Here is a 19,934-nt window from a genome sequence, read left to right on the forward strand (position 1 = left end):
CACGGTGATCCGCGAATGACCGTGTGGGAACGGTTCAGCGAAATGCAGGGTAAAGCGGGAGTTCGAGCACCTCAGGGCCGTAGCGGTCGGCCAGTGCGCCGATCACCGCGTCGGCGTGCGACGCGACGGTCTTCTCGCCCAGCAGCAGCGCGTCGGCACGCAACCGGATCCACCGGCCCGTCAGCACGACGCTGCGCGGCGGAGCGTCGACGACGATGGGCATGGGCTTGGACAGCGCCCTCCACGTCGCGAGCCACACCCACAGCAGCTGGGCCTCCAGCAGCCGCGGTAAGAGCACCGCGTCGTCGTCCATCTCGGGCCACACCGACCCGACCTCCGCGCGCCAGGCGGCGACCATGGCCTCGGACATCCCCGGCGGCAGGCCCCATCCGCACCAGCAGGACGGGAACGGCACGCGCAACGCGGCGGCGTCGAACACGATGTCGCGGACGCAGCCGCCCTCGAAGTCGACGAACCGGACACCGCGCGAGGTGACCAGGTGGTTGTCCGGGCAGGACGTCGACGGGCTGAACGCGCGCCGCCGCGAGGTGCTGAACGCCCGTGCGGCACCGGCGGCGTACTCGATGGCCTGCGTGGACGTGCCCACGCCCACAGTGGACTCCAGCAGCGCCGGTAAGCCCGCGATCGCCGCGTGCACGTCGACCGCGATCGGGTCCTGGCAGCACTGCGCTCCGGCGCGGCGCATCAACGCGTCGAAGTCCGCGTCACGGCCCGCCGTCGTGGCGTGCAGGCGGCCCATGGCGTGTGCCCACGAGAGCAGGCCGCGTTCGGCCGCGCGCGCGTCGTTGGCTTGCAGCTTCTCGGACAACCTCGGCGCACGGCCCAGGTCTTCCAGCACGACGAGACGCGCCGCCGCGTCGTGCGCGAAGAGTTCCGGTGTGGCGCGCTCTTCGGCCGGCAGCGCCGTCAGCAGCTGGTGGCTCACGGCCTCGTGCGCCCACGGATCGCGGTCGCCGGAGCCGGCGGGATAGCGCTTCACGACCAGCGTGCGGGGCATGGAGAACGGCGAGGAGGCGACTCTCACGCGAATGACGACGGAACGACCGGTACCCCCGAGAGCCTCGGGGTCAGCGAGGCGCACCTGTGCGCCCAGTCGCTTGGTCAGTACCCGCTCAGCCGCCACGACAGCGTCCGCGATCTCAGGTGAAGTCGTGTCAGGAGGGCCCGCGGTGATCTCCACGCTCATCCCCTCCGACCCTACTCCCCATGTCCGTGAGCCGGACCGACGCTAATCGGGCGAGGCTGCGACCACCACCACTCGTTGGTAACGGCTCACACAGTCCCCGGACACCCCTCCGAGGTGTGGACGTGTGGAAACACCTTCCGTTGCCCACTGAGGACCGATCAAGCCGCACGATCGGCCCGCGTTCCTCAATACCGATCAAGTAGGTGCTCGATCGGGCGAACCGGTCTCATGTTCTGGGACGCGCGGAGGCATCCAGCAGGTTGCCTCCGCGCTGGCGGCAGATCGTCAGGCCTTCGGCTCGGCCTTCTCGGCCGCCTTGTCCTGGGGCTTGGCGTCCACACCGGCCTCCTTGCGCTGCAGCGCCGTGATGGGCGCCGGAGCGGCCGTCAGCGGGTCGTAGCCGCCGCCCGACTTCGGGAACGCGATGACCTCGCGGATCGAGTCGGCACCCGCGAGCAGCATGCAGAGGCGGTCCCAGCCCAGCGCGATGCCGCCGTGGGGCGGGGCGCCGAACTTGAACGCGTCGAGCAGGAAGCCGAACTTCTCCTGCGCCTCCTCGGCACCGATGCCCATGACGTTGAACGCGCGCTGCTGCACGTCCGCGCGGTGGATACGGATCGAGCCACCGCCGAGCTCGTTGCCGTTGAGGATCACGTCGTAGGCGTAGGCCAGCGCGTTGCCGGGGTCGGACTCGAAGTTGTCGATCCACTCCGGGGTCGGCGAGGTGAACGCGTGGTGCAGCGCCGTCCAGTTGCTGCCGCCGACCGCGACGTCACCGGCCTCGAGCTTGTCGACCGACTCGAACATCGGGAAGTCGACGACCCAGCCGAACGCCCAGGCGTTCTCGTCGATGAGGCCGACGCGGTGCGCGATCTCGACACGGGCCGCGCCCAGCAGGGCACGTGCGTCACGCGGGTCGCCCGCGCCGAAGAAGATGCAGTCGCCCGCGTTGGCGCCGACGGCCTTCGCGAGACCCTCGCGCTCGGCGTCGGTGAGGTTCTTCGCGACCGGGCCGCCCAGCGTGCCGTCCTCCCCGACCAGCACGTACGCGAGACCCTTGTGGCCGCGCTGCTTGGCGAACTCCTGCCACGCGTCGAGCGTGCGGCGCGGCTGCGAGGCGCCACCCGGCATGACGACGGCACCGACGTACGGCGCCTGGAACACGCGGAACGTCGTGTCCTTGAAGTACTCGGTCAGGTCGGTGAGCTCGAGCTCGAAGCGCAGGTCCGGCTTGTCCGAGCCGTACTTCGCCATCGCGTCGGCGTAGGAGATCCGGCGGAACGGCAGCGGGATGTCGACGCCCTTGGTCTCCTTCCAGATCGCGGCGAGCAGCTTCTCGGTCAGGCCGATCACGTCGTCCTGCTCGACGAAGCTCATCTCGATGTCGAGCTGGGTGAACTCCGGCTGGCGGTCGGCGCGGAAGTCCTCGTCGCGGTAGCAGCGCGCGATCTGGTAGTAGCGCTCCAGGCCACCGACCATGAGCAGCTGCTTGAACAGCTGCGGCGACTGCGGCAGCGCGTACCAGCTGCCCGGACGCAGCCGCGCCGGCACCAGGAAGTCGCGCGCGCCCTCGGGGGTGGAGCGGGTCAGGGTCGGCGTCTCGATCTCGACGAACTTCTCGCCGTGCAGCACCTCGCGGGCGATGCGGCTGACCTCGCTGCGCAGCCGGATCGCCTGCGCGGGACCGGAGCGGCGCAGGTCGAGGTAGCGGTGCTTGAGGCGGGCCTCCTCGCCGGGCTCCACGTCGCTCTCGACCTGGAACGGCAGCGGCGCGGCCTCGTTGAGGACCTCGAGGTCGCTCACGTAGACCTCGATGGCGCCGGTGGCCAGGTCGGGGTTGTCGCTGCCCTCGGGACGCTTGCTCACCTCGCCGGTGACCTTGATGACGTACTCGCTGCGCAGCCGGTGCGCGCGCTCGGCCATCTCGCCCTCGCGGAACACGACCTGGGCGACACCGCTGGCGTCGCGGAGGTCGATGAAGATGACACCGCCGTGATCCCGCCGGCGAGCGACCCACCCGGTGAGGGTGACGGACTGCCCGGCGTGCTCGGCCCGGAGTGATCCGGCCTCGTGCGTGCGCAACACGGTGGTGGCTCCTTGTAGACGAAGTCAGCTTTGCCGTCAAGGCTAGCCGGAGCCACCGACAGATTTTCAGGCAGGGCGGATCGCGGGCCCCGCCTTCGCCCAGGCCGCGTGCCAGCCGGGGTCGACCTGCTCGGCGTTCTCGCCGTCGTCCGCGATCTGTTCGATCATGTCCCGCAGCCGCGCCCGGTGCTCCGGAGCAAGGGAGGGCATGACCTCGACCAGGAACGGCAACACCGCCGTGGCCGCCGGGCACACGAACCCGCCTTCTTCGCGCACGGTCCGGTCCAGATCCGTGATGGCCTGAGCGACCACCTCGGGATCCTCGGACCACAGGGCCCGCAGATGACCGGGCGTGTCCAGCGCGGGACCGAAGGCGTGGTCGATCGAGTGCCACGCGATGTCGTCCACTCCCTCCAGCGCGGGCTTCACCGCAGTTCCAGCAGCACCGACGTGGCGAGCGTCGAGACCCGCTGGCCCAGCGACGTCACGGCGTGGTCGTGCACCGCCGCGGCGACGAGGTCCCGGTACTCCCGCGCCTGCGCGACACCGACCAGCCACACCGCGAAGGCCCGCAGCCGGACGTCCGGGTCGGCCGCCCACACCGGCACGAACGGCACGACCAGGCCCACGTCCGTCGTGTCGCGTTCGAAGAGCCTGCGCAGGTAGTCGAGCGCTTCCGTCCGCCACGGCAGCACGTCCACCAGCGCCAGCACGAGGTCCATGCCCTCGAAGTTTTTGGGCCCCACCAGCCAGAGCACGTGTTCCAGCACCTCGTCGTAGCCCATCTCGAACGACCCGGTGCCCAGGAACAGCTCCAGGTCCCCGGTCAGCCCGCGCAGGATCACGTCGGCGTCCGGCGTGGTCGCCGCGGACACGAGGAGCCGGGCCTGCGGCTCGTCGTCCGGCACCTCCAGCTCTCGCAGCCACGAGACCGCGGCCTCGTCACCGCGCCCGGCGAACTCCGTCGCGACGAGCACGAGGCACAACCGCGTGGCCGGATCGGTCTCCTCTTCCCACCGCCGGGTCAGGGCGGGCAGCACCGGCGCGCTGTCCCCGCGTCCTTTGCCGAGCAGGAACAGCACACCCCGCCGCACCGCCGCGGAACCGTGGTCGAGCAGGGCCAGCAGGGCGGGCTTCGAAGCCTCCCACGCGGGTGGCCAGCTCGGGTGGACACCGTCCGACCCGCTGCCCCCGGCGACGGCGATCGCGCCGCAGAGGTTCTCCAGGAGCCACTCGCGGCTGGGGGTGTTGTCGTGGGCGACGAGGTCCAGCAGGAACGGCCACGCCGCCGCGGTCGCCTCGCTGACCTCGGAGGGGTCGCCGCTCAGGTGGCGCACCAGTTCCTCGTGCGGTTCGACGGAGGTCCGCGCCTGCCGCAGCAACCTGGGAAGGTCGTCGGCGTACCCGTCGTGACCGCGCAACCGGTACCAGTCGATGCCCTTCAGACCCTCCACCATGGATCCAACAATAGGAAAAGGCCGCGACCAGGGGGGTCGCGGCCTTCTCGGGAGGAGCTAGCTCACGCGGTCGGCGCGAGGTACAGCAGGCGGTTCGGCGAACCGGTTCCGGGGTTCGTCACCTTCGACGGCGTCGACTGCCCGATCAGGTACGAGGCGACCTGGGCCGGGGTGGCCGACGAGTTCGTCGAGAGGTAGCGAGCGGCGGCACCCGCGACGTGCGGGGTGGCCATCGACGTGCCCGAGATGGTGCTGGTGGCGCTGTCGGAGGTGTGCCAGGACGACGTGATGTCGCGGCCCGGAGCGAAGATGTCGAGCACCGAGCCGAAGTTCGAGAACGACGAGCGGGCGTCGGTGCGGTCGGTGGAGCCGACGGTGATCGCCTCAGTCACGCGGGCCGGCGAGAAGCCGGACGCGTTGGCGTTGGAGTTGCCCGCGGCCACGGCGAACGTGACGCCCTTGGCGACGGCGTTGCGGACGGCCGTGTCGAGCGTGGCGTTGGCGCCGCCGCCCAGCGACAGGTTGGCGACGGCCGGTTTGACGGCGTTGGCGCCCACCCAGTCGATGCCGGCCGCGACGCCCGCGAGGGTGCCGGAGCCGTTGTTGTCGAGCACGCGGACGGCGACGATCCTCGCGGCCTTCGCGACGCCGTACTGCGAGCCCGCGATGGTGCCGGCGACGTGCGTGCCGTGGCCGTTGCCGTCCTGCGCGACGGCGTCGTTGTCCACGAAGTCACGGCCGTTGGTGGCGCGGCCGCCGAACGTGGAGTGGCTGATGCGGACGCCGGTGTCGATGACGTACGCGGTCACGCCGGACCCGGTCGAGGTGTAGCTGTAGGACTGGTTGAGCGGCAGGTTGCGCTGGTCGACGCGGTCGAGACCCCACGACGGCGGGTTCGTCTGCGTCGCCTGCGTGCGGACGACCTGGTCGGCCTCCACGAAGTCCACCGACGGGTCGGCGGCCAGGCGCTTGGCCTGCTTCTCGGTCAGCTTCACGTTGAAGCCGCCGAAGGTCTTGTACTCGCGCTCGACGGTGCCGCCGAAACGGGAAGCGAGGGCGTGCCCGTTCGCCTTGCCTTCCTTCAGCTTCACGATGAAGCTGCCGGCGATCTTCTCCGGAGCGTTGAGCGACAGCACCTCGCCCTCGGCGGCGGAGGCGTTGGGGACCATCAGAACCGACATGGCGAGAGTCGCCGCGCCGGCACCGGCCAGGAACCGGATCTTTCGCGTCATGATGTGCATTCCGTTCTTTGCAGGGGAACGAAGCGCTTTCGACGTTATGGAGAGATCCGGTTCCTGCCAAGGGTGTCTTACGGATTAAGACGCGGTTGTATTGCCCGACAATTCACCTTTCACAGGGATGGCGGCCAGTACAGGATACGAGTGACGGGTGGCGTGCCCGGAGTGCCCGTGGTAACCAGCGCGCGCTCGACCTGCGCGGGCGTGGCGGCGCGGTCGCGTTCCAGGAACCGGGCCGCGACACCGGCCGCGTGCGGTGCGGCCATGGAGGAACCGCTCAGCGTCGCGGTCGCCGTGTCGGAGGTGTTCCAGGCCGAGGGAATGCTCACGCCCGGCGCCCAGATGTCCACCAGGGGCCCGAAGTTCGACGAAGAGGACTTGGTGTCGTTCTGCGTCAACGCGCCCACGCAGATCGCGGCCGAGACCCGTTGCGGCGACGAGTTCCCCGGATCGGTGTTGCCGCCGCCGGCCGCGACCGCGTACGAGACGCCGGAGTCGATCGACTTCTGCACCGCCGCGTCGAGCGCCGCGGAAGCGCTGCCGCCCAGCGACATGTTCGCCACCGCGGGTTTCACGGCGTTGCGCGTCACCCAGTCGACGCCCGCGATGACACCGGAGATCGTGCCGGAACCCGAACCGTTCAGCACGCGCACGCCCCACACCGTCGCCTGCTTGGCGACGCCGTTCGTCGTGCCCGCCGCGATGCCGGCGACGTGCGTGCCGTGGCCGTTGTCGTCCTGCGCGACCGCGTCGTTGTCGACGGTGTCCCAGCCGTTGCGCGCACGGCCGCCGAAGTCCGCGTGCGTCACGCGGAGCCCGGTGTCGATCACGTAGATGTTCACGCCACGGCCGGTGGTCGTGTACTCGTAGCGCTGGTTGAGCGGCAACGAGCGCTGGTCGATGCGGTCCAGGCCCCACGGCGGGTTGAGCTGGACCCCGTTGGCGTGCACGATCCCGTCACGCTCCACAGAGGACACGTTCGGGTCGGCCTTCAGCGTCCTCAGCTGCGCCGCCGTCAGCCGGGCGCTGAAACCGTTGAGAACAGTGGAGTACCGGTGCTCGACGGCACCGCTGAACGACGAGACGGTGCCGTCCTTCAGCACGACGATGTACGACGACGTGGCCGCGGACGCCGGGGCGACCACGACCGTTGCCGCGAGGGCGGCGACTGCCAGCAGGGCTCTCACGGGCAGGTTTCCTTTCTCTTGCAGGGAAACGGCCCCGGCTCGCAGGGAGCCGGGGCCGCACATCTCAGGGCCGTGTTCAACTGGTCGGGGGCCAGTACAGGAGCCTCGTGGTCGTGTTCGCGCCGGGGTTGGTGACCTTGCCGTTGGTGGCGTTGGTCGTGATCGCGGTCGCCACCTGGGCGGGCGTCACGTTGAAGTTGCCCTGCAGGTACCTGGCCACCACGCCGGCGACGTGCGGGGCCGCCATCGAGGTGCCGGAGATGGTGTTCGTGGCCGTGTCACTGGTGTTCCACGTGGACGTGATGCCACCACCGGGCGCGAAGACGTCCACCACGGGGCCGTAGTTGGAGAAGGAGGAACGGGCGTCGGTGCGGTCGGTGGAGCCCACGGTCAGCGCCGCGGCCACCCGCGCGGGCGAGGTGTTCGCCGCGTTCGTGTTGGAGTTGCCCGCCGCGACGGCGAACGTCACGCCGCGCGTGATCGCGCCGGACACGGCGTTGTCGAGCGAGGTGTTGGCGCCGCCGCCGAGGGACATGTTGGCGACAGCGGGCTTGACGTGGTTCGACGCCACCCAGTTCACGCCGGCGACGACACCGGCGATGGTGCCGGAGCCGGAGTTGTTCAGCACGCGGACGCCGATGATGTTCGCCTGCTTGGCGACACCGTGCAGCGTGCCCGCGACGGTGCCGGCGACGTGCGTGCCGTGACCGTTGCCGTCCTGCGCGACGGCGTCGTTGTCGACGAAGTCGTAGCCGTTCTTCGCACGGCCGCCGAAGTCGCGGTGCGTGACGCGGACACCGGTGTCGATGATGTAGGCGTTCACGCCGGAACCGGTGGTGTTGTAGGTGTAGCGCTGGTCGAGCGGCAGGTTGCGCTGGTCGATGCGGTCGAGCCCCCACGACGGCGGGTTCGTCTGCGTCGCCTGGATGCTGACGACCTGGTCGCGTTCGACGTACTCGACCGAGGGGTCAGCGGCCAGTCTGCGCGCCTGGGCGTCGCTCATCCTGACCGAGAAGCCCTGGAAGACCGTGTCGTAGACGTGTTCGATCCGACCGCCGAACCGGGAACCGAGGGTCTGGGCGCTCGCGGTGACCCCGTTGTCCTTCAGCTTGACGATGAAGCTGCCGGCGATGTTCTCACCGGGCGAGACGCGGATCTCGCCCACGGCGGCGGTGGCCGGTGCCGCGAACGCGGCGATCATGACCGCCGAACCCAGCAGGGTTGCAGTCTTGCGCATTGTGCAGTCCTGTTCGTCGCAGGGATGCTCAGGAACCTGACCGGGGCTATTGGCGGCGTAATAGTCCCGAGATCTGAACCTGCCGAGTTTCGAACCGGGACAAAACCGCCGATCGGCTGTACCGCGTTCCCTTTGCTGCCGATAGCCTTCCGAACTTGACTCCGTGAAACGGAGGAGTGGATGCTCACGATCTACCCACCGCGCGAGGAGCTCGCCGATCTTCTCGTGACGGGTCCGTTCGCGGACGCGTTGCGGGTCGCGATCCAGGTGCGGGGACTCAGTCTGGAACGGCTGCAGCACCGTCTGAAGGTGCGGGGCGCGCCGATCAGCGTGACGGCGTTGAGCTACTGGCAGTCGGGCCGGCGCAGACCCGAGCGTCCCGAGTCGCTGATGGCGCTGGCACACCTGGAAGACGTGCTCGGGTTGCCGACCGCCGCCCTGAGCCGCCTGCTGGGGCCGCCGCGGCCGCGTGGCCGTTCTCGCAGACGGGACAAGTCGGCGCGGGCGGCCTGGGACGGTTCCGGGCTGGTGCTGACCGCCCAGCACGACCGGGTCGACGTCGCGCCCTGCGGTGGTGTGCGCGGTATCCGGTCACGACAGGTCATGCAGGCGAGCACCGCCGACGTGGACCGCTGGATCCTCTGTCAGGAAACGGGTTCCGCGCAGCCCGCGCTCACGGCCGTCCGTTCCTGCCGGGTCGGCCGGATCGCCAGGGAACGCACGAACGGCGTGCTCGTCGCGGAGATGTTGTTCGACGAACCGATCTCCACCGGCGAGTCGATCGCGATCGAGTACGAATTGATCTATCCACATCCGACGGTCGAGCACACGCATTTCCGGCGGTTCGGCGAACGCGTGCACGACTACGTGCTGGAGATCAGATTCGCGGCCGAGTCCCCGCCCTCCTCGTGCGAACAATTCTCGTCCGGCCCGGCCGGAACGGAAATGTCCGGCGGCACCCGGCCGGCACCCGTGGACGACGGGGGCTACGCGCACGCCGCCGCGCTCGACTTCGGTCCCGGTCTCTACGGAATGCGCTGGACGGTCGCGGCGAACGCGTCGGGGTCGTCCACCCAGGGGAAGTGACCGGCGCCGGGCTGCACGACCAGCGTCGCTCGTGCGAACAGCCCCGCGTACTCCCGCGCGCACTTCGGCGGCAGTGACACGTCCAGCTCACCGGCGACCAGAAGTGTTGGCACGTCGAGGTTCTGGAGCGCATCGCGCACCTGCCGCGGATCGAAGGCGCCCTCGGCGTAGTACTCCCTGGCGGCCTCGTCGTTGCGGGGGTGGTCGTCGAGTGCCCGCGCCTCGGCGTCCCAGCGGCCGTGCATGAACGGCGCGATGCCCTTGAACGCCTCCCGGGTGAAGTCGCCCGCCCAGATCCGCTGGAACGCCGCGAACGCCTGCTCGAACCACGGTTCGGCCCGGCGCTGCTCGGCGGTCTCCCTGCGGTCGTCGTCGGTGACGTCGATGCCGACGACCCGCGGGGTGGGCGTGATCAGCACGAGTTCCCCGACGTGCCGCGGAAAACGCGTCGCGTAGAGGATCGCGAGGGACGCACCCGCCGAGTGGCCCATCAGCCTGATCTTCTCCAGGCCGAGGTGCGCGCGCAGCGCCTCCACGTCGGCGACCTGGTGATCGACGCGGTACCGGCCGGCCTTCTCCGAGTCGCCGGTACCGCGCAGGTCCAGCCGGATGACGTCGTCCAGCGGCAGCCCGCCCAGGTACGACGACGCCTGCATCGGCCCGCCGGGCAGGCAGATCAACGGATCGTCGGCCTCGCCGTGGTAGACGAGGCCGACGCCGTCCGAAGTCGTGAAAGTCCCCATGCCCGGCAGTGTGTCAGTACGAGCGCGGCAACTTCAGCGAGTTTTGCGCGACGAAGTTGAGGACCATCTCCCGCGACACCGGCGCGATGCGGGACAACCGGGACATGGCGAGCATCGACGCCAGCCCGAACTCGGAGCTCAGCCCGTTGCCGCCGTGCGTCTGGATGGCCTGGTCGACCGCGGCCGCGATGGCCTCGCCCGCCGCGTACTTGGCCATGTTCGCGGCCTCGCCGGACTCCTTGTCGCGACCGGAGTCGTAGAGCGCGGCCGCCTTCTGCGTCATCAGCCTGGCCAGCTCGATCTCGATGTGGATCTTCGCCAGCGGGTGCGAGAGGCCCTGGTGCGCGCCGATCGGGCTGTCCCACACCTGGCGCTGCCGCGCGTAGGAGACGGCCTTGGCGATCGCGAGGCGGGCCGAGCCCGTCGCCATGCTCGCGCCCATGATCCGTTCGGGGTTGAGACCGGCGAAGACCTGCAGCAGGCCCTGGTCCGGCGAGCCCACGACGGCGTCCGAGGGCAGCCTGACGTCGTCGAAGAACAGGGTGAACTGCTTCTCCGGCGCCACCAGGTCCATGTCGATCTGGTGCCAGGTGAAGCCCTCGGCGTTCGTCGGCACGACCACGAGGACCGGCCCGGTCTTCTGGATCGCGACCACGAGCACGGCGTCGACCTCGTCGACGCCGGAGATGTAGGTCTTGGTGCCCTTGAGGATCCAGTCGTCGCCGTCGCGCTGCACGTGCGTCTTCAGCTTGTGCGAGTTGGACCCCGCGTCCGGCTCGGTGATCGCGAACGCCATCTTCAGCGTGCCGTCCGCGAAACCGGGCAGCCACTTGGCCTTCTGCTCCTCGGTGCCGAACCGCGCGATCACCGTGGCGCAGATCGCCGGCGAGACCACCATGAGCAGCAACGGGCATCCGGCCGCCGCCAGCTCCTCGCACACCGCCGCGAGGTCGCCGATGCCGCCGCCACCGCCGCCGTACTCCTCCGGCACGGCCACGCCGAGGTAGCCGAGCTTGCCGGCCTCCTCCCACAGTTCGGTGGTCTTCTCTCCCGCCCTGGACTTGGCGATGAAGTAGTCGTGGCCGTACTTCGCACCGAACTCGGCGACGGCCTTGCGCAGCGCGATCCGCTCTTCGGACTCGACGAAGCTCACGATCCGTCTCCATTCTGTTCGGCCACCACGGCCAGGACGTCGCCCGAGTTGACCTGCTGGGCGTTCTCGACGAGGAGCTCGGTGACGGTGCCCGCGCTGCTCGCGAGCACGCGGTGTTCCATCTTCATGGCTTCCAGCACCAGGAGTTCGGCACCGGCTTCGACCACGTCGCCCTGCCGGACCGACACCCTCACCACGGTTCCGGGCATCGGGGCGACGGTCGCGCCCGGCACGAGCTTCGTCTCCGGTTCGGGAAAGCGCGGCACGACCTTCAGCGACACCGAACCGCGCGGCGAGTCGACCTCGACCAGATCGCCGTACTTCGCGACGTGGAACGGAACGCGCACGCCGTCCAGGTCGAGCGTGACCACGCCGGGAGTCGCCTGCTTCGGGTCGTACTCGACCTCGATCAGCTCCTCACCGAACAGGAACCTGGCCTTCGGCTGCTGAGAACGCACGTTGCGCCAGCCGAGCGGTAGGTGACCGATCTTGCGACCGGCCGCGCTCGCCAGCGCCGCCGCGAGCGCAAACGGTTGCGGGTCAACGGTCCGGGTGAGGTCGTGCTCGGTCAGGAACCCTGTGTGCGTGTCACCGTCGAGGAAAGCCTCGTTTCCGAGGATGTCCACGAGCAGTGCGCGGTTCGTGACGAGGCCGTGGACCTGGGCGCTCTCCAGCGCCGTGGCGAGCTTGCGGGCGGCGGCCCGGCGCGTGGGCGCGTGGGCGATCACCTTGGCCAGCATCGGGTCGTAGTGCACGGAGACCACCGAGCCGTCCTCGACGCCGCTGTCGATCCGGACGTCACCGGGCACGTGGAACCGGTGCAGCGTGCCGCTCGCCGGCCTCCAGTCGTTCGCCGGGTCCTCGGCGTAGAGGCGGACCTCGATCGCGTGGCCCCGCGGCTGCGGCACCTCCACCGGCAGCCTGGCCCCCTCGGCGATGCGCAGCTGCCACTCGACGAGGTCCACGCCGTGGACGAGCTCGGTGACGGGGTGTTCGACCTGCAGGCGCGTGTTGACCTCCAGGAAGTGGAAGTCCTCGCCCTTCAGCATGAACTCGACGGTGCCCGCGCCGACGTACCCGATCGACTCGGCCGCCGCCGTCGCCGCGGCGAACAAGCGCTTGCGGACGTCGTCGGTGACCGCCGGGCTGGGCGACTCCTCGACGATCTTCTGGTGCCTGCGCTGGATCGAGCACTCGCGTTCGCCGAGCGCCCAGACCGTGCCGTGCGCGTCGGCGAGGATCTGCACCTCGACGTGCCGGGCGTGCTCCAGCAACGGTTCGCAGAACACCGTCGGGTCGCCGAACGCCGACTCGGCCTCGCGCCGCGCACTCGCCAGCGCGTCCGCGAACTCCGCCTTCTCCCGCACGATCCGCATGCCGCGGCCACCACCACCGGCCGACGCCTTGATCAGGACCGGGAACTCGGTGACGGTCTCGGGATCCAGTTCCGGCAGCGTCGGCACCCCCGCGGCCGCCATCCGCTTCTTCGCGGCGACCTTGGACCCCATCGCCTCGATCGAGTCCGGTTCCGGGCCGACCCAGGTCAGGCCCGCGGCCTGCACCTTGCGCGCGAAGTCGGCGTTCTCGCTGAGGAATCCGTAGCCGGGGTGGACGGCGTCCGCGCCCGCCTTCACCGCCGCCTCGACCAGCAGGTCCGCACGCAGGTAGGTCTCGGTGGGCGAGGCACCGGGCAACCGCACCGCGAAGTCGGCCTCCCGGACGTGCGGCGACTCGGCGTCCGGGTCGGAGAAGACGGCGACCGTGCGGATTCCGTTGTCCCGGCAGGTGCGAATGATCCGGCGGGCGATCTCGCCGCGGTTGGCGATCAGGAGGGACTTGATCACGGGGCTCACATCCGGAAGACGCCGAAGCCGTCGGCGCCCTTGATCGGTCCGCTGTGGACAGCGGAGAGGCAGAGGGCGAGCACGGTCCTGGTGTCGCGCGGGTCGATCACGCCGTCGTCGTAGAGCTTCCCGGACAGGAACGGCGCGAGCGACTGCTCCTCGATCTGCGCCTCCACCATCTTGCGCATGGCGGCGTCGTGCTCCTCGTTGTACTCCTGCCCCTTCGCCGCGGCGGCCTGCCGTCCGACGATCGAGAGCACCCCGGCGAGCTGCGCGGGGCCCATCACGGCCGACTTGGCGTTGGGCCAGGTGAACAGGAACCTCGGGTCGTACGCCCTGCCGCACATGCCGTAGTTGCCGGCGCCGTACGAGGCACCCATGGTGATCGTCAGGTGCGGCACCCGGCTGTTGGAGACGGCGTTGATCATCATCGAGCCGTGCTTGACGATGCCGCCCTGCTCGTACTGGGCGCCGACCATGTAGCCGGTGGTGTTCTGCAGGAACACCAAGGGGGTGTCGCTCTGGTTCGCCAGCTGGATGAACTGGGTGGCCTTCTGCGACTCCTCGCTGAACAGCACGCCGCGCGCGTTGGCGAGGATGCCGACCGGGTAGCCGTGGATGCGGGCCCACCCGGTGACGAGGCTGTTGCCGTACAACGGCTTGAACTCGTCGAAGTGCGACCCGTCGACGAGCCGCGCGATGACGTCACGGGGGTCGAACGGCACCCGCTGGTCCTCGGAGACGATGTCGAGGATGCTCTCGGCGTCGAACAGCGGCTCCTCCACCGGTGCCGGCTCCGGCCCGAGCTTCCGCCAGTTCAGCCGGGCGACGACCCTGCGCGCCAGCCGGATCGCGTCGGTCTCGTCCTCCGCCACGAAGTCCGCGAGGCCGGACGTCACGCCGTGCATGGTCGCGCCGCCCAGCGACTCGTCGTCGGAGTCCTCGCCGGTCGCCATCTTCACCAGCGGCGGACCACCCAGGAACACCTTGGAGCGGTCCTTGATCATGATCACGTAGTCGGACATGCCCGGCACGTACGCACCGCCGGCCGTCGCGTTGCCGAACACCGCCGTGATCGTCGGGATCCCGGCCGCGCTCAGCCGCGTCAGGTCGCGGAACGCCCGGCCGCCGGGGATGAAGATCTCGCTCTGCGTCGGCAGGTCCGCGCCGCCCGACTCGACCAGGCTGACCAGCGGCAGCCGGTTCTGCAACGCGATGTCGTTGGCCCGCAACGACTTGCGCAGCGTGTACGGGTTCGACGAGCCACCGCGCACCGTCGGGTCGTTCGCGACGATCACGCACTCGACGCCCTCGATGCGTCCGATGCCCGTGACGACCGACGCTCCCACCGGGAAGTCGGTGCCCCACGCCGCGAGCGGGGACAGCTCCAGGAACGGGCTGTCCTCGTCGATGAGCAGCTCCACCCGTTCGCGGGCGAGGAGCTTGCCGCGCTTGTGGTGCCGTTCGACGTACTTCGGCCCACCTCCCGCGAGCGCCTTGGCGTGCTCGGCGTCCAGTCCCGCGATCTTCGCGAGCAGCGCCTCCCTGTTGCCCATCAGGCGAACCCCAATCGTCGTGCCGCGAGCTCGGTCATCACTTCACTCGCCCCGCCCCCGATGCCGAGGATGCGGGCGTCCCGGTAGTGACGCTCCACTTCGGACTCCCGCATGTAGCCCATGCCTCCGTGCAGCTGCACGGCTTCGTCGACGACCTCGGAGCAGGCGTCCACGGCGGCGTTCTTCGCGAAGCAGACCTCGGTGACGCAGTCGTCGCCGCGGTCGATCCTGGCCGCGACCTCGCGCGTGTACGTCCGCGCCAGGTCGATCTTCTGCGCCATGTGTGCGAGCTTGTGCCGCACCACCTGGTTCTTGATCAGCGGTTTGCCGAACGTCTCCCGGTTGCGCACCCACTCGACGGTCAGGTCCAGCGCCCGTTGCGCCGTCGCGTAGGCCTCGACCGCCATCGTCACGCGTTCGACCTGGAACTGCTGCATGATCAGCGCGAAGCCCTGGTTCTCCTCGCCGACCAGGTTCGCCACCGGCACGCGCACGTCGTCGAAGTGCAGTTCGGCGGTGTCGCTGCAGTGCCAGCCCATCTTGTCGAGCTTGCGGCGGGTGAACCCGTCCTGGATCACCAGCAGTGAGATGCCCTGGTAGCCCTCGCCGCCGGTGCGCACCGCGGTCGTGACGAAGTCCGCCCGGCAGCCCGAGGTGATGAAGGTCTTCTCGCCGGTGACGACGTAGTGGTCGCCGTCCCTGACCGCCTTGGTCCTGATCGCCGCGACGTCGGATCCGGCGCCGGGTTCGGTGACCGCGAGGCCGCCGATCTTCTCGCCCCGGATCGCGGGCTTGGCGAACCTCTCGATCAGGTCCTCGTTGCCGCTCTGCCAGATGTGCGGGATCGCGATGCCGAGCGTGAACAGCGCCGCCATCAGGCCCGACGAGCCGCCGTTCTGGATGATCTCCTCGGTCAGCGCGACCGTGTCGAGCAGGTCGCCGTGCTCGAACCCGATGCCGAGCAGGTCGAGTTCCGCCGCCTTCTTGTGCAGCTCGCGCGGCACCTCGCCGTCGCGTTCCCACTGGTCGAGGTGCGGCGCGATCTCCCTGCGGGTGAAGTCGCGGACGAGCTGCCGCAGCTCTTTCCGCTCGTACAGGTCCTTCGTGATCACAGGAGCTCCTCCGGGATCTCTACTTCCCTGCCGCGCAGCCACTCGCCCAGCGCCTTGGCCTGCGGGTCGAACCGCGTGCTGCTCGCCACCCCGTCGCCGAGCAGGCCGTGCAGCACGAAGTTGAGCGCCCTGAGGTTCGGCAGCTCGTACCTGCTGACGTCCTGGGCTTCCGGCAGCAGTTCCTTGAGCTTCTCGGTGGTGAGGAAGCCGTTCAGCCACTCGAAGGCCTCGTCGCTGCGCACCCACACACCGAGGTTCGCGTCCCCGCCCTTGTCACCGCTGCGCGCACCGGCGATCGTTCCCAGCGGCCTCTTCACAGCAACACCGCCTTGGCACTGACCTCGTCACGATTCACGTACGCGGCCTGGTAGATCCCGAACGGCGTCCCGTCGCCGGGTGGCGCCGTGACGTGGAAACCGGGATAGCTCGCCAATGCGAGCTCGATCGCCGCCCTGCTGAATCCCTTGGCGCGCTTGGGGTCCGCCGTCTTGATGGTGACGTGCAACAACGCGCTGGCCTGTTCCTCGGTCGCCGCGTCGCGCTGATCGGTCCGCGCCAGCGTCCAGGTCAGCCCTTCCTCACCGATGGCGTCGTGGAGCTGCCGCCGGACCAGGTCGGCCTTCTGCTGGACGTCGAGTCCGGTGAGGACGAACGTCGTGGAGTTCCTGAAGCCGCCCAGCGTGTTCAGGCAGACCTTCAGTGTGCTGGGAGGCGGACTCCCCTTCGTGCCGCTGATCCTGACCCCGCGCTCGTGCGCGTCGAGCCGGATCGTGTCGAAGTGCGTGGTGACGTCCGGCCCCAGGTACTCGGGCGCCCCGATCTCGTACAGCAGCTGCGCCGTCACGGTGTCGACGGTGACCGCGCCACCCGTGCCCTCGTGCTTGGTGATCAGGCACGAGCCGTCCTCGTCGATCTCCGCGATCGGGAACCCCGGCCGGGTCACGTCGATCTCGGTGAAGAACGAGTAGTTGCCGCCCGTGGCCTGCGTTCCGCACTCCAGCACGTGCCCGGCGACCGTGGCCCCGGCCAGCCGGTCCCAGTCGTCGCGCGCCCACCCGAAGTGCGCCGCGGCAGGCCCGACCACGAGGCTCGCGTCGGTGACGCGGCCGGTGACCACGACCTGCGCGCCCTGCTTCAGACACTCCGCGATCTCCCACGCGCCGAGGTAGGCGTTGGCGGTCAGCGCCTCGGGGAACCGCTCCTTGAGGTCGTCACCCGTGACGTACCCGACCTTGGCGCCGACCTTGGCGCCGAGCTGGCGCGCCAGCCCCTCGGGGTTCAGGCCACCGGCGTTGACCACGATCTTGACGCCCTTGTCGAGCGCCAGCGCGAGGCAGTCCTCCATCTGCCGCAGGAACGTCTTCGCGTAGCCCAGCGACGAGTCCTTCATGCGGTCGCGCCCGAGGATCAGCATGGTCAGCTCGGCGAGGTAGTCGCCGGTCAGGACGTCGAGCTCGCCGCCCTCCAGCTGTTCGCGCATCGCGGACAGCCGGTCGCCGTAGAACCCGGACGCGTTGCCGATCCTGATCAACGGCCACCTCCGGGCGGCCCCGCGAACGCCTGCGCGATCGGCACCCACTCCTGCGCCACCGGGCCGGAGGCCTCGATCGCGAGCTCCTTGCGGTTGCGGCGCTGCGTCACCAGCCACGCGAAGTCCAGCGCCGGCCCGGAAACCCGGTTCTCGGCGTTCTCCGGCCCCCACGTCCACGACTCGCCGCCGGGCCCGGTCAGCTCAACGCGCACCTCGTCCGTCGGCACCGCCAACCCGTTGAGCAGGAACGCGAAGCCCATCGTCCGCACGCCGATGTGGCACACGTGCCTGATGCGCGCGGTGGGCTCCCTGACCACCCCGAGCGCGTCCGCCACGTCCTGCCCGTGGGCCCAGGTCTCCATGATCCGCGCGGTGGCCATCGACGCCGGGCTCATGGGCGGTCCGAACCACAGGATCTTCCCGGACGCCTGGGCGAGGTGCTCCAGCAACGACTTCCGGCTGTCCCGCCACAGCTCCAGCAGGTCCGGCGACGCCGCCGCCTCCGCCGCGGTGCGGTCGACGATGTCGGCGGTCAGCGGCTGCGCCTGGAACGCCTCGGGGTCGGTGATGGCGAGGATCGACGCCTTGTCCGTCCACATGAGATGGCCGATCTGGTGCGCCACGGTCCAGCCCTGGGCGGGCGTGGGCACCGACCAGTCGTCCACCCCCGCGACGATCTCGTCCAACGAGCGCGACTCGGCGTCGAGGTCGGCCAGCAGTTCCGTGATCACAGCTGTTCCTCCAGCATCCGCGCCCAGTAGCGCACGACGTGCGCCCGGCGCTTGGCGTCATCGGCGAGCTGGTTGGCGAGCGCCAGCCCGCGCACAAGATCAAGGGTTGCCTGCACCGCGTCCCTCACACCCGGCTGCGAGTCGTCCACGTCCAGCAGTTCCAGCGCCAGCCCGTACACCTCGCGGCCCAGGCGGGCCTGCAGTTCCAGCACCTGCTCGCGCAGCTCCGGGTCGGTGCGCGCGGCCACCCACAGTTCGAGGGCCGCGGTGAACAGGTCGCTGGCGTGGAAGTCCGCGATCAGCTCCACCACGGCGTGCGTGCTCTTCTCGGCGATCTCCGCGCGCCGCTTGAGCACCTCGACGCTCTCCGCACCCACGTGCTCCACGGCCGCCGCGACCAGCTCACCGCGCGTGCGGAAGTGGTGCAGCTGCGCGCCGCGCGACACCCCCGCGCGTTCGGCCACCTCGGTCGTCGTGGTGCCTGACCAGCCTCGTTCCACCAGGCACTCGACGGTCGCCTCCATCAGCTTCCGCTTCGTCTCGCGCGTGCGGTCGGCCTGGCGCTGCCTCGTCTCCACGCTCCGAGTGTTCCGGCGAACAAACAAACAGTCAAGCCTGCTTGTAAATCGGCCAGGAAGAGTTGCTACCGTCCGCGAGCGATGAGCATCGTGGAACGACTGCGGGCCGCCGGCTGTGTTTTCGCCGAAGAAGAGGCCGCACTGCTGCAAGAAGCCGCTCGCGACGCCGAGCACCTCGAAGACCTGGTCAGGCAACGGGTCGACGGCCTGCCGCTGGAGCACGCCGTCGGCTGGGCGTTGTTCTGCGGACAGCGGATCGTGGTCACCAAGGGCGTCTTCGTCCCCCGCCACCGCACCGAACTGCTGGTGGACCTCGCCACCGACCTGAAGCCCGCCACCGTCGTCGACCTGTGCTGCGGCTCCGGCGCGGTGGGCGCGGTCCTGCAACACCGGCTGCCGGACGCCACGGTCTACGCGGCCGACATCGACCCCGTGGCCGTGGCGTGCGCGCGCAAGAACCTAACGCGCGTGTTCGAGGGTGACCTGTTCGACGCCCTCCCCGCGCACCTCAAGGGCGCCGTCGACGTCATGGTCGCCAACGTGCCGTACGTGCCGACCGACGACATCCGGTTCATGCCGCCGGAAGCCCGCGACCACGAGGCACGGGTGGCGCTCGACGGCGGCGAGGACGGCCTGGAGGTCCTGCGCCGCGTGGCGGCCCAGGCGGTGACCTGGCTCCGCCCCGGCGGGCACCTGCTGAGCGAGACCAGCGAGCGCCAGGCACCGGCCGCGCTCGCCGCCTTCACCGCCGCGGGACTCGACGCCAAGCTCGTGACCAGCGAAGACGCAAATGCGGTGGTCGGCAGGCGTTAACTTCCGTACAATGTACGGTATGGCGTACGACGAGATCATGCAGTGGTTTGCGCGGTGGGACGAGCTCGCGGTCAAGGGCGACGTCGAGGCGATGGCCGACATGGCCCTGTTCCCGGTCAACACGGTCACCGACGGCTCGGCGACGTCGTGGGACCGCGAGACGTTCCTGAAGGAGATGGGCGCCCAGCTCGGCGGCGAGGTGCAGATGGAGTCCACCAGGACGCCGCACTTCATCAACGACAACCTGGTCTTCGTGATCACGGACGGCACGATCAACGGGATCACGGTGCGCTACGGCGACCTGCTCACGAGGGTCGGCGGCGAGTGGAAGTTCCAGACGATGGCCCAGGGCGGCTGGGCGTAACGCGGTACAACA

At 69.8% G+C, this 19,934-nt stretch carries 17 protein-coding genes and 1 pseudogene; 3 read left to right on the forward strand and 15 right to left on the reverse strand.

Going from position 1 to position 19,934, the window contains the following annotated elements:
- Nucleotides 1-34 precede the first annotated feature (34 nt).
- The 7 genes from AB0M48_RS06570 to AB0M48_RS06600 form a co-directional block, all read right to left on the reverse strand.
- On the reverse strand, nucleotides 35-1,207 hold the full coding sequence (locus tag AB0M48_RS06570; protein WP_363836359.1) for a hypothetical protein: 1,173 nt from the start codon (nucleotides 1,205-1,207) through the stop codon (nucleotides 35-37).
- Nucleotides 1,208-1,492: 285 nt separating this feature from the next.
- Complete coding sequence (gene aspS, locus AB0M48_RS06575; RefSeq protein WP_363836363.1) at nucleotides 1,493-3,292, reverse strand: aspartate--tRNA ligase; 1,800 nt, start codon at nucleotides 3,290-3,292, stop codon at nucleotides 1,493-1,495.
- Between the two features lie 66 nt (nucleotides 3,293-3,358).
- Complete coding sequence (locus AB0M48_RS06580; protein WP_363836367.1) at nucleotides 3,359-3,721, reverse strand: hypothetical protein; 363 nt, start codon at nucleotides 3,719-3,721, stop codon at nucleotides 3,359-3,361.
- Nucleotides 3,718-4,749 carry a hypothetical protein gene (locus AB0M48_RS06585; protein ID WP_363836370.1) on the reverse strand — a complete coding sequence of 344 codons (1,032 nt, stop codon included), beginning with the start codon at nucleotides 4,747-4,749 and terminating at the stop codon, nucleotides 3,718-3,720. Before AB0M48_RS06585 ends, AB0M48_RS06580 begins: the two co-directional genes overlap by 4 nt.
- Before the next feature lie 62 nt (nucleotides 4,750-4,811).
- Nucleotides 4,812-5,990, reverse strand: a complete 1,179-nt coding sequence (locus AB0M48_RS06590) for a S8 family peptidase (RefSeq protein ID WP_363836373.1) — start codon at nucleotides 5,988-5,990, stop codon at nucleotides 4,812-4,814.
- Nucleotides 5,991-6,100: 110 nt separating this feature from the next.
- Nucleotides 6,101-7,174: a S8 family peptidase gene (locus tag AB0M48_RS06595; protein WP_363836375.1), complete on the reverse strand. Its 1,074-nt coding sequence runs from the start codon at nucleotides 7,172-7,174 to the stop codon at nucleotides 6,101-6,103.
- A 76-nt stretch (nucleotides 7,175-7,250) separates the two neighbouring features.
- Entirely contained in the window at nucleotides 7,251-8,411 is a 1,161-nt protein-coding gene (locus AB0M48_RS06600) for a S8 family peptidase (protein ID WP_363836377.1), read from the reverse strand.
- A gap of 180 nt (nucleotides 8,412-8,591) precedes the next feature.
- On the opposite strand from AB0M48_RS06600, the gene AB0M48_RS06605 reads away from it, so the two are divergent.
- Nucleotides 8,592-9,497: a hypothetical protein gene (locus tag AB0M48_RS06605; RefSeq protein WP_363836379.1), complete on the forward strand. Its 906-nt coding sequence runs from the start codon at nucleotides 8,592-8,594 to the stop codon at nucleotides 9,495-9,497.
- On the opposite strand, the gene AB0M48_RS06610 is transcribed toward AB0M48_RS06605, so the two are convergent.
- The 8 genes and pseudogenes from AB0M48_RS06610 to AB0M48_RS06645 all read right to left on the reverse strand — a co-directional run bounded on the left by AB0M48_RS06610 (nucleotide 9,437) and on the right by AB0M48_RS06645 (nucleotide 18,745).
- Nucleotides 9,437-10,240: an alpha/beta hydrolase gene (locus AB0M48_RS06610; protein ID WP_363836381.1), complete on the reverse strand. Its 804-nt coding sequence runs from the start codon at nucleotides 10,238-10,240 to the stop codon at nucleotides 9,437-9,439. The genes AB0M48_RS06605 and AB0M48_RS06610 overlap by 61 nt on opposite strands.
- 13 nt (nucleotides 10,241-10,253) lie before the next feature.
- Nucleotides 10,254-11,393 carry an acyl-CoA dehydrogenase family protein gene (locus tag AB0M48_RS06615; RefSeq protein ID WP_363836384.1) on the reverse strand — a complete coding sequence of 380 codons (1,140 nt, stop codon included), beginning with the start codon at nucleotides 11,391-11,393 and terminating at the stop codon, nucleotides 10,254-10,256.
- Nucleotides 11,390-13,237, reverse strand: a complete 1,848-nt coding sequence (locus AB0M48_RS06620; protein WP_363836386.1) for a biotin carboxylase N-terminal domain-containing protein — start codon at nucleotides 13,235-13,237, stop codon at nucleotides 11,390-11,392. The genes AB0M48_RS06615 and AB0M48_RS06620 overlap by 4 nt, the downstream gene beginning before the upstream one ends.
- 5 nt (nucleotides 13,238-13,242) lie before the next feature.
- Nucleotides 13,243-14,793, reverse strand: a complete 1,551-nt coding sequence (locus AB0M48_RS06625) for an acyl-CoA carboxylase subunit beta (RefSeq protein ID WP_363836389.1) — start codon at nucleotides 14,791-14,793, stop codon at nucleotides 13,243-13,245.
- Nucleotides 14,793-15,905, reverse strand: a complete 1,113-nt coding sequence (locus tag AB0M48_RS06630; RefSeq protein WP_363836391.1) for an acyl-CoA dehydrogenase family protein — start codon at nucleotides 15,903-15,905, stop codon at nucleotides 14,793-14,795. Before AB0M48_RS06630 ends, AB0M48_RS06625 begins: the two co-directional genes overlap by 1 nt.
- Nucleotides 15,902-17,385, reverse strand: a pseudogene (locus AB0M48_RS06635) (acyclic terpene utilization AtuA family protein). Before AB0M48_RS06635 ends, AB0M48_RS06630 begins: the two are co-directional and overlap by 4 nt.
- A 47-nt stretch (nucleotides 17,386-17,432) precedes the next feature.
- Nucleotides 17,433-18,167, reverse strand: a complete 735-nt coding sequence (locus tag AB0M48_RS06640) for a TIGR03084 family metal-binding protein (RefSeq protein ID WP_363836394.1) — start codon at nucleotides 18,165-18,167, stop codon at nucleotides 17,433-17,435.
- Entirely contained in the window at nucleotides 18,164-18,745 is a 582-nt protein-coding gene (locus AB0M48_RS06645; RefSeq protein ID WP_363836397.1) for a TetR/AcrR family transcriptional regulator, read from the reverse strand. The genes AB0M48_RS06640 and AB0M48_RS06645 overlap by 4 nt, the downstream gene beginning before the upstream one ends.
- A gap of 81 nt (nucleotides 18,746-18,826) precedes the next feature.
- Here AB0M48_RS06645 and AB0M48_RS06650 point away from each other — a divergent pair, with 81 nt between their 5' ends.
- The gene (locus AB0M48_RS06650; protein ID WP_363836399.1) at nucleotides 18,827-19,558 is read left to right on the forward strand and encodes a putative protein N(5)-glutamine methyltransferase; all 732 of its coding nucleotides are present in this window, start codon (nucleotides 18,827-18,829) and stop codon (nucleotides 19,556-19,558) included.
- Nucleotides 19,559-19,577: 19 nt separating this feature from the next.
- Nucleotides 19,578-19,922 carry a nuclear transport factor 2 family protein gene (locus tag AB0M48_RS06655; protein ID WP_363836402.1) on the forward strand — a complete coding sequence of 115 codons (345 nt, stop codon included), beginning with the start codon at nucleotides 19,578-19,580 and terminating at the stop codon, nucleotides 19,920-19,922.
- Nucleotides 19,923-19,934: the final 12 nt, after the last annotated feature.

Source organism: Lentzea sp. NPDC051208, assembly GCF_040682435.1.
Lineage (GTDB): Bacteria > Actinomycetota > Actinomycetes > Mycobacteriales > Pseudonocardiaceae > Lentzea > Lentzea kristufekii.

Bases quoted from the DNA above. Each gene is read 5' to 3' on its own strand.
- AB0M48_RS06605 (WP_363836379.1), top strand. From the start codon at position 8,592: ATGCTCACGATCTACCCACCGCGCGAGGAGCTCGCCGATCTTCTCGTG.
- AB0M48_RS06600 (WP_363836377.1), bottom strand. From the start codon at position 8,411: ATGCGCAAGACTGCAACCCTGCTGGGTTCGGCGGTCATGATCGCCGCG.
- AB0M48_RS06650 (WP_363836399.1), top strand. From the start codon at position 18,827: ATGAGCATCGTGGAACGACTGCGGGCCGCCGGCTGTGTTTTCGCCGAA.
- AB0M48_RS06585 (WP_363836370.1), bottom strand. From the start codon at position 4,749: ATGGTGGAGGGTCTGAAGGGCATCGACTGGTACCGGTTGCGCGGTCAC.
- AB0M48_RS06625 (WP_363836389.1), bottom strand. From the start codon at position 14,793: ATGGGCAACAGGGAGGCGCTGCTCGCGAAGATCGCGGGACTGGACGCC.
- AB0M48_RS06570 (WP_363836359.1), bottom strand. From the start codon at position 1,207: ATGAGCGTGGAGATCACCGCGGGCCCTCCTGACACGACTTCACCTGAG.
- AB0M48_RS06655 (WP_363836402.1), top strand. From the start codon at position 19,578: ATGGCGTACGACGAGATCATGCAGTGGTTTGCGCGGTGGGACGAGCTC.
- AB0M48_RS06610 (WP_363836381.1), bottom strand. From the start codon at position 10,240: ATGGGGACTTTCACGACTTCGGACGGCGTCGGCCTCGTCTACCACGGC.
- AB0M48_RS06590 (WP_363836373.1), bottom strand. From the start codon at position 5,990: ATGCACATCATGACGCGAAAGATCCGGTTCCTGGCCGGTGCCGGCGCG.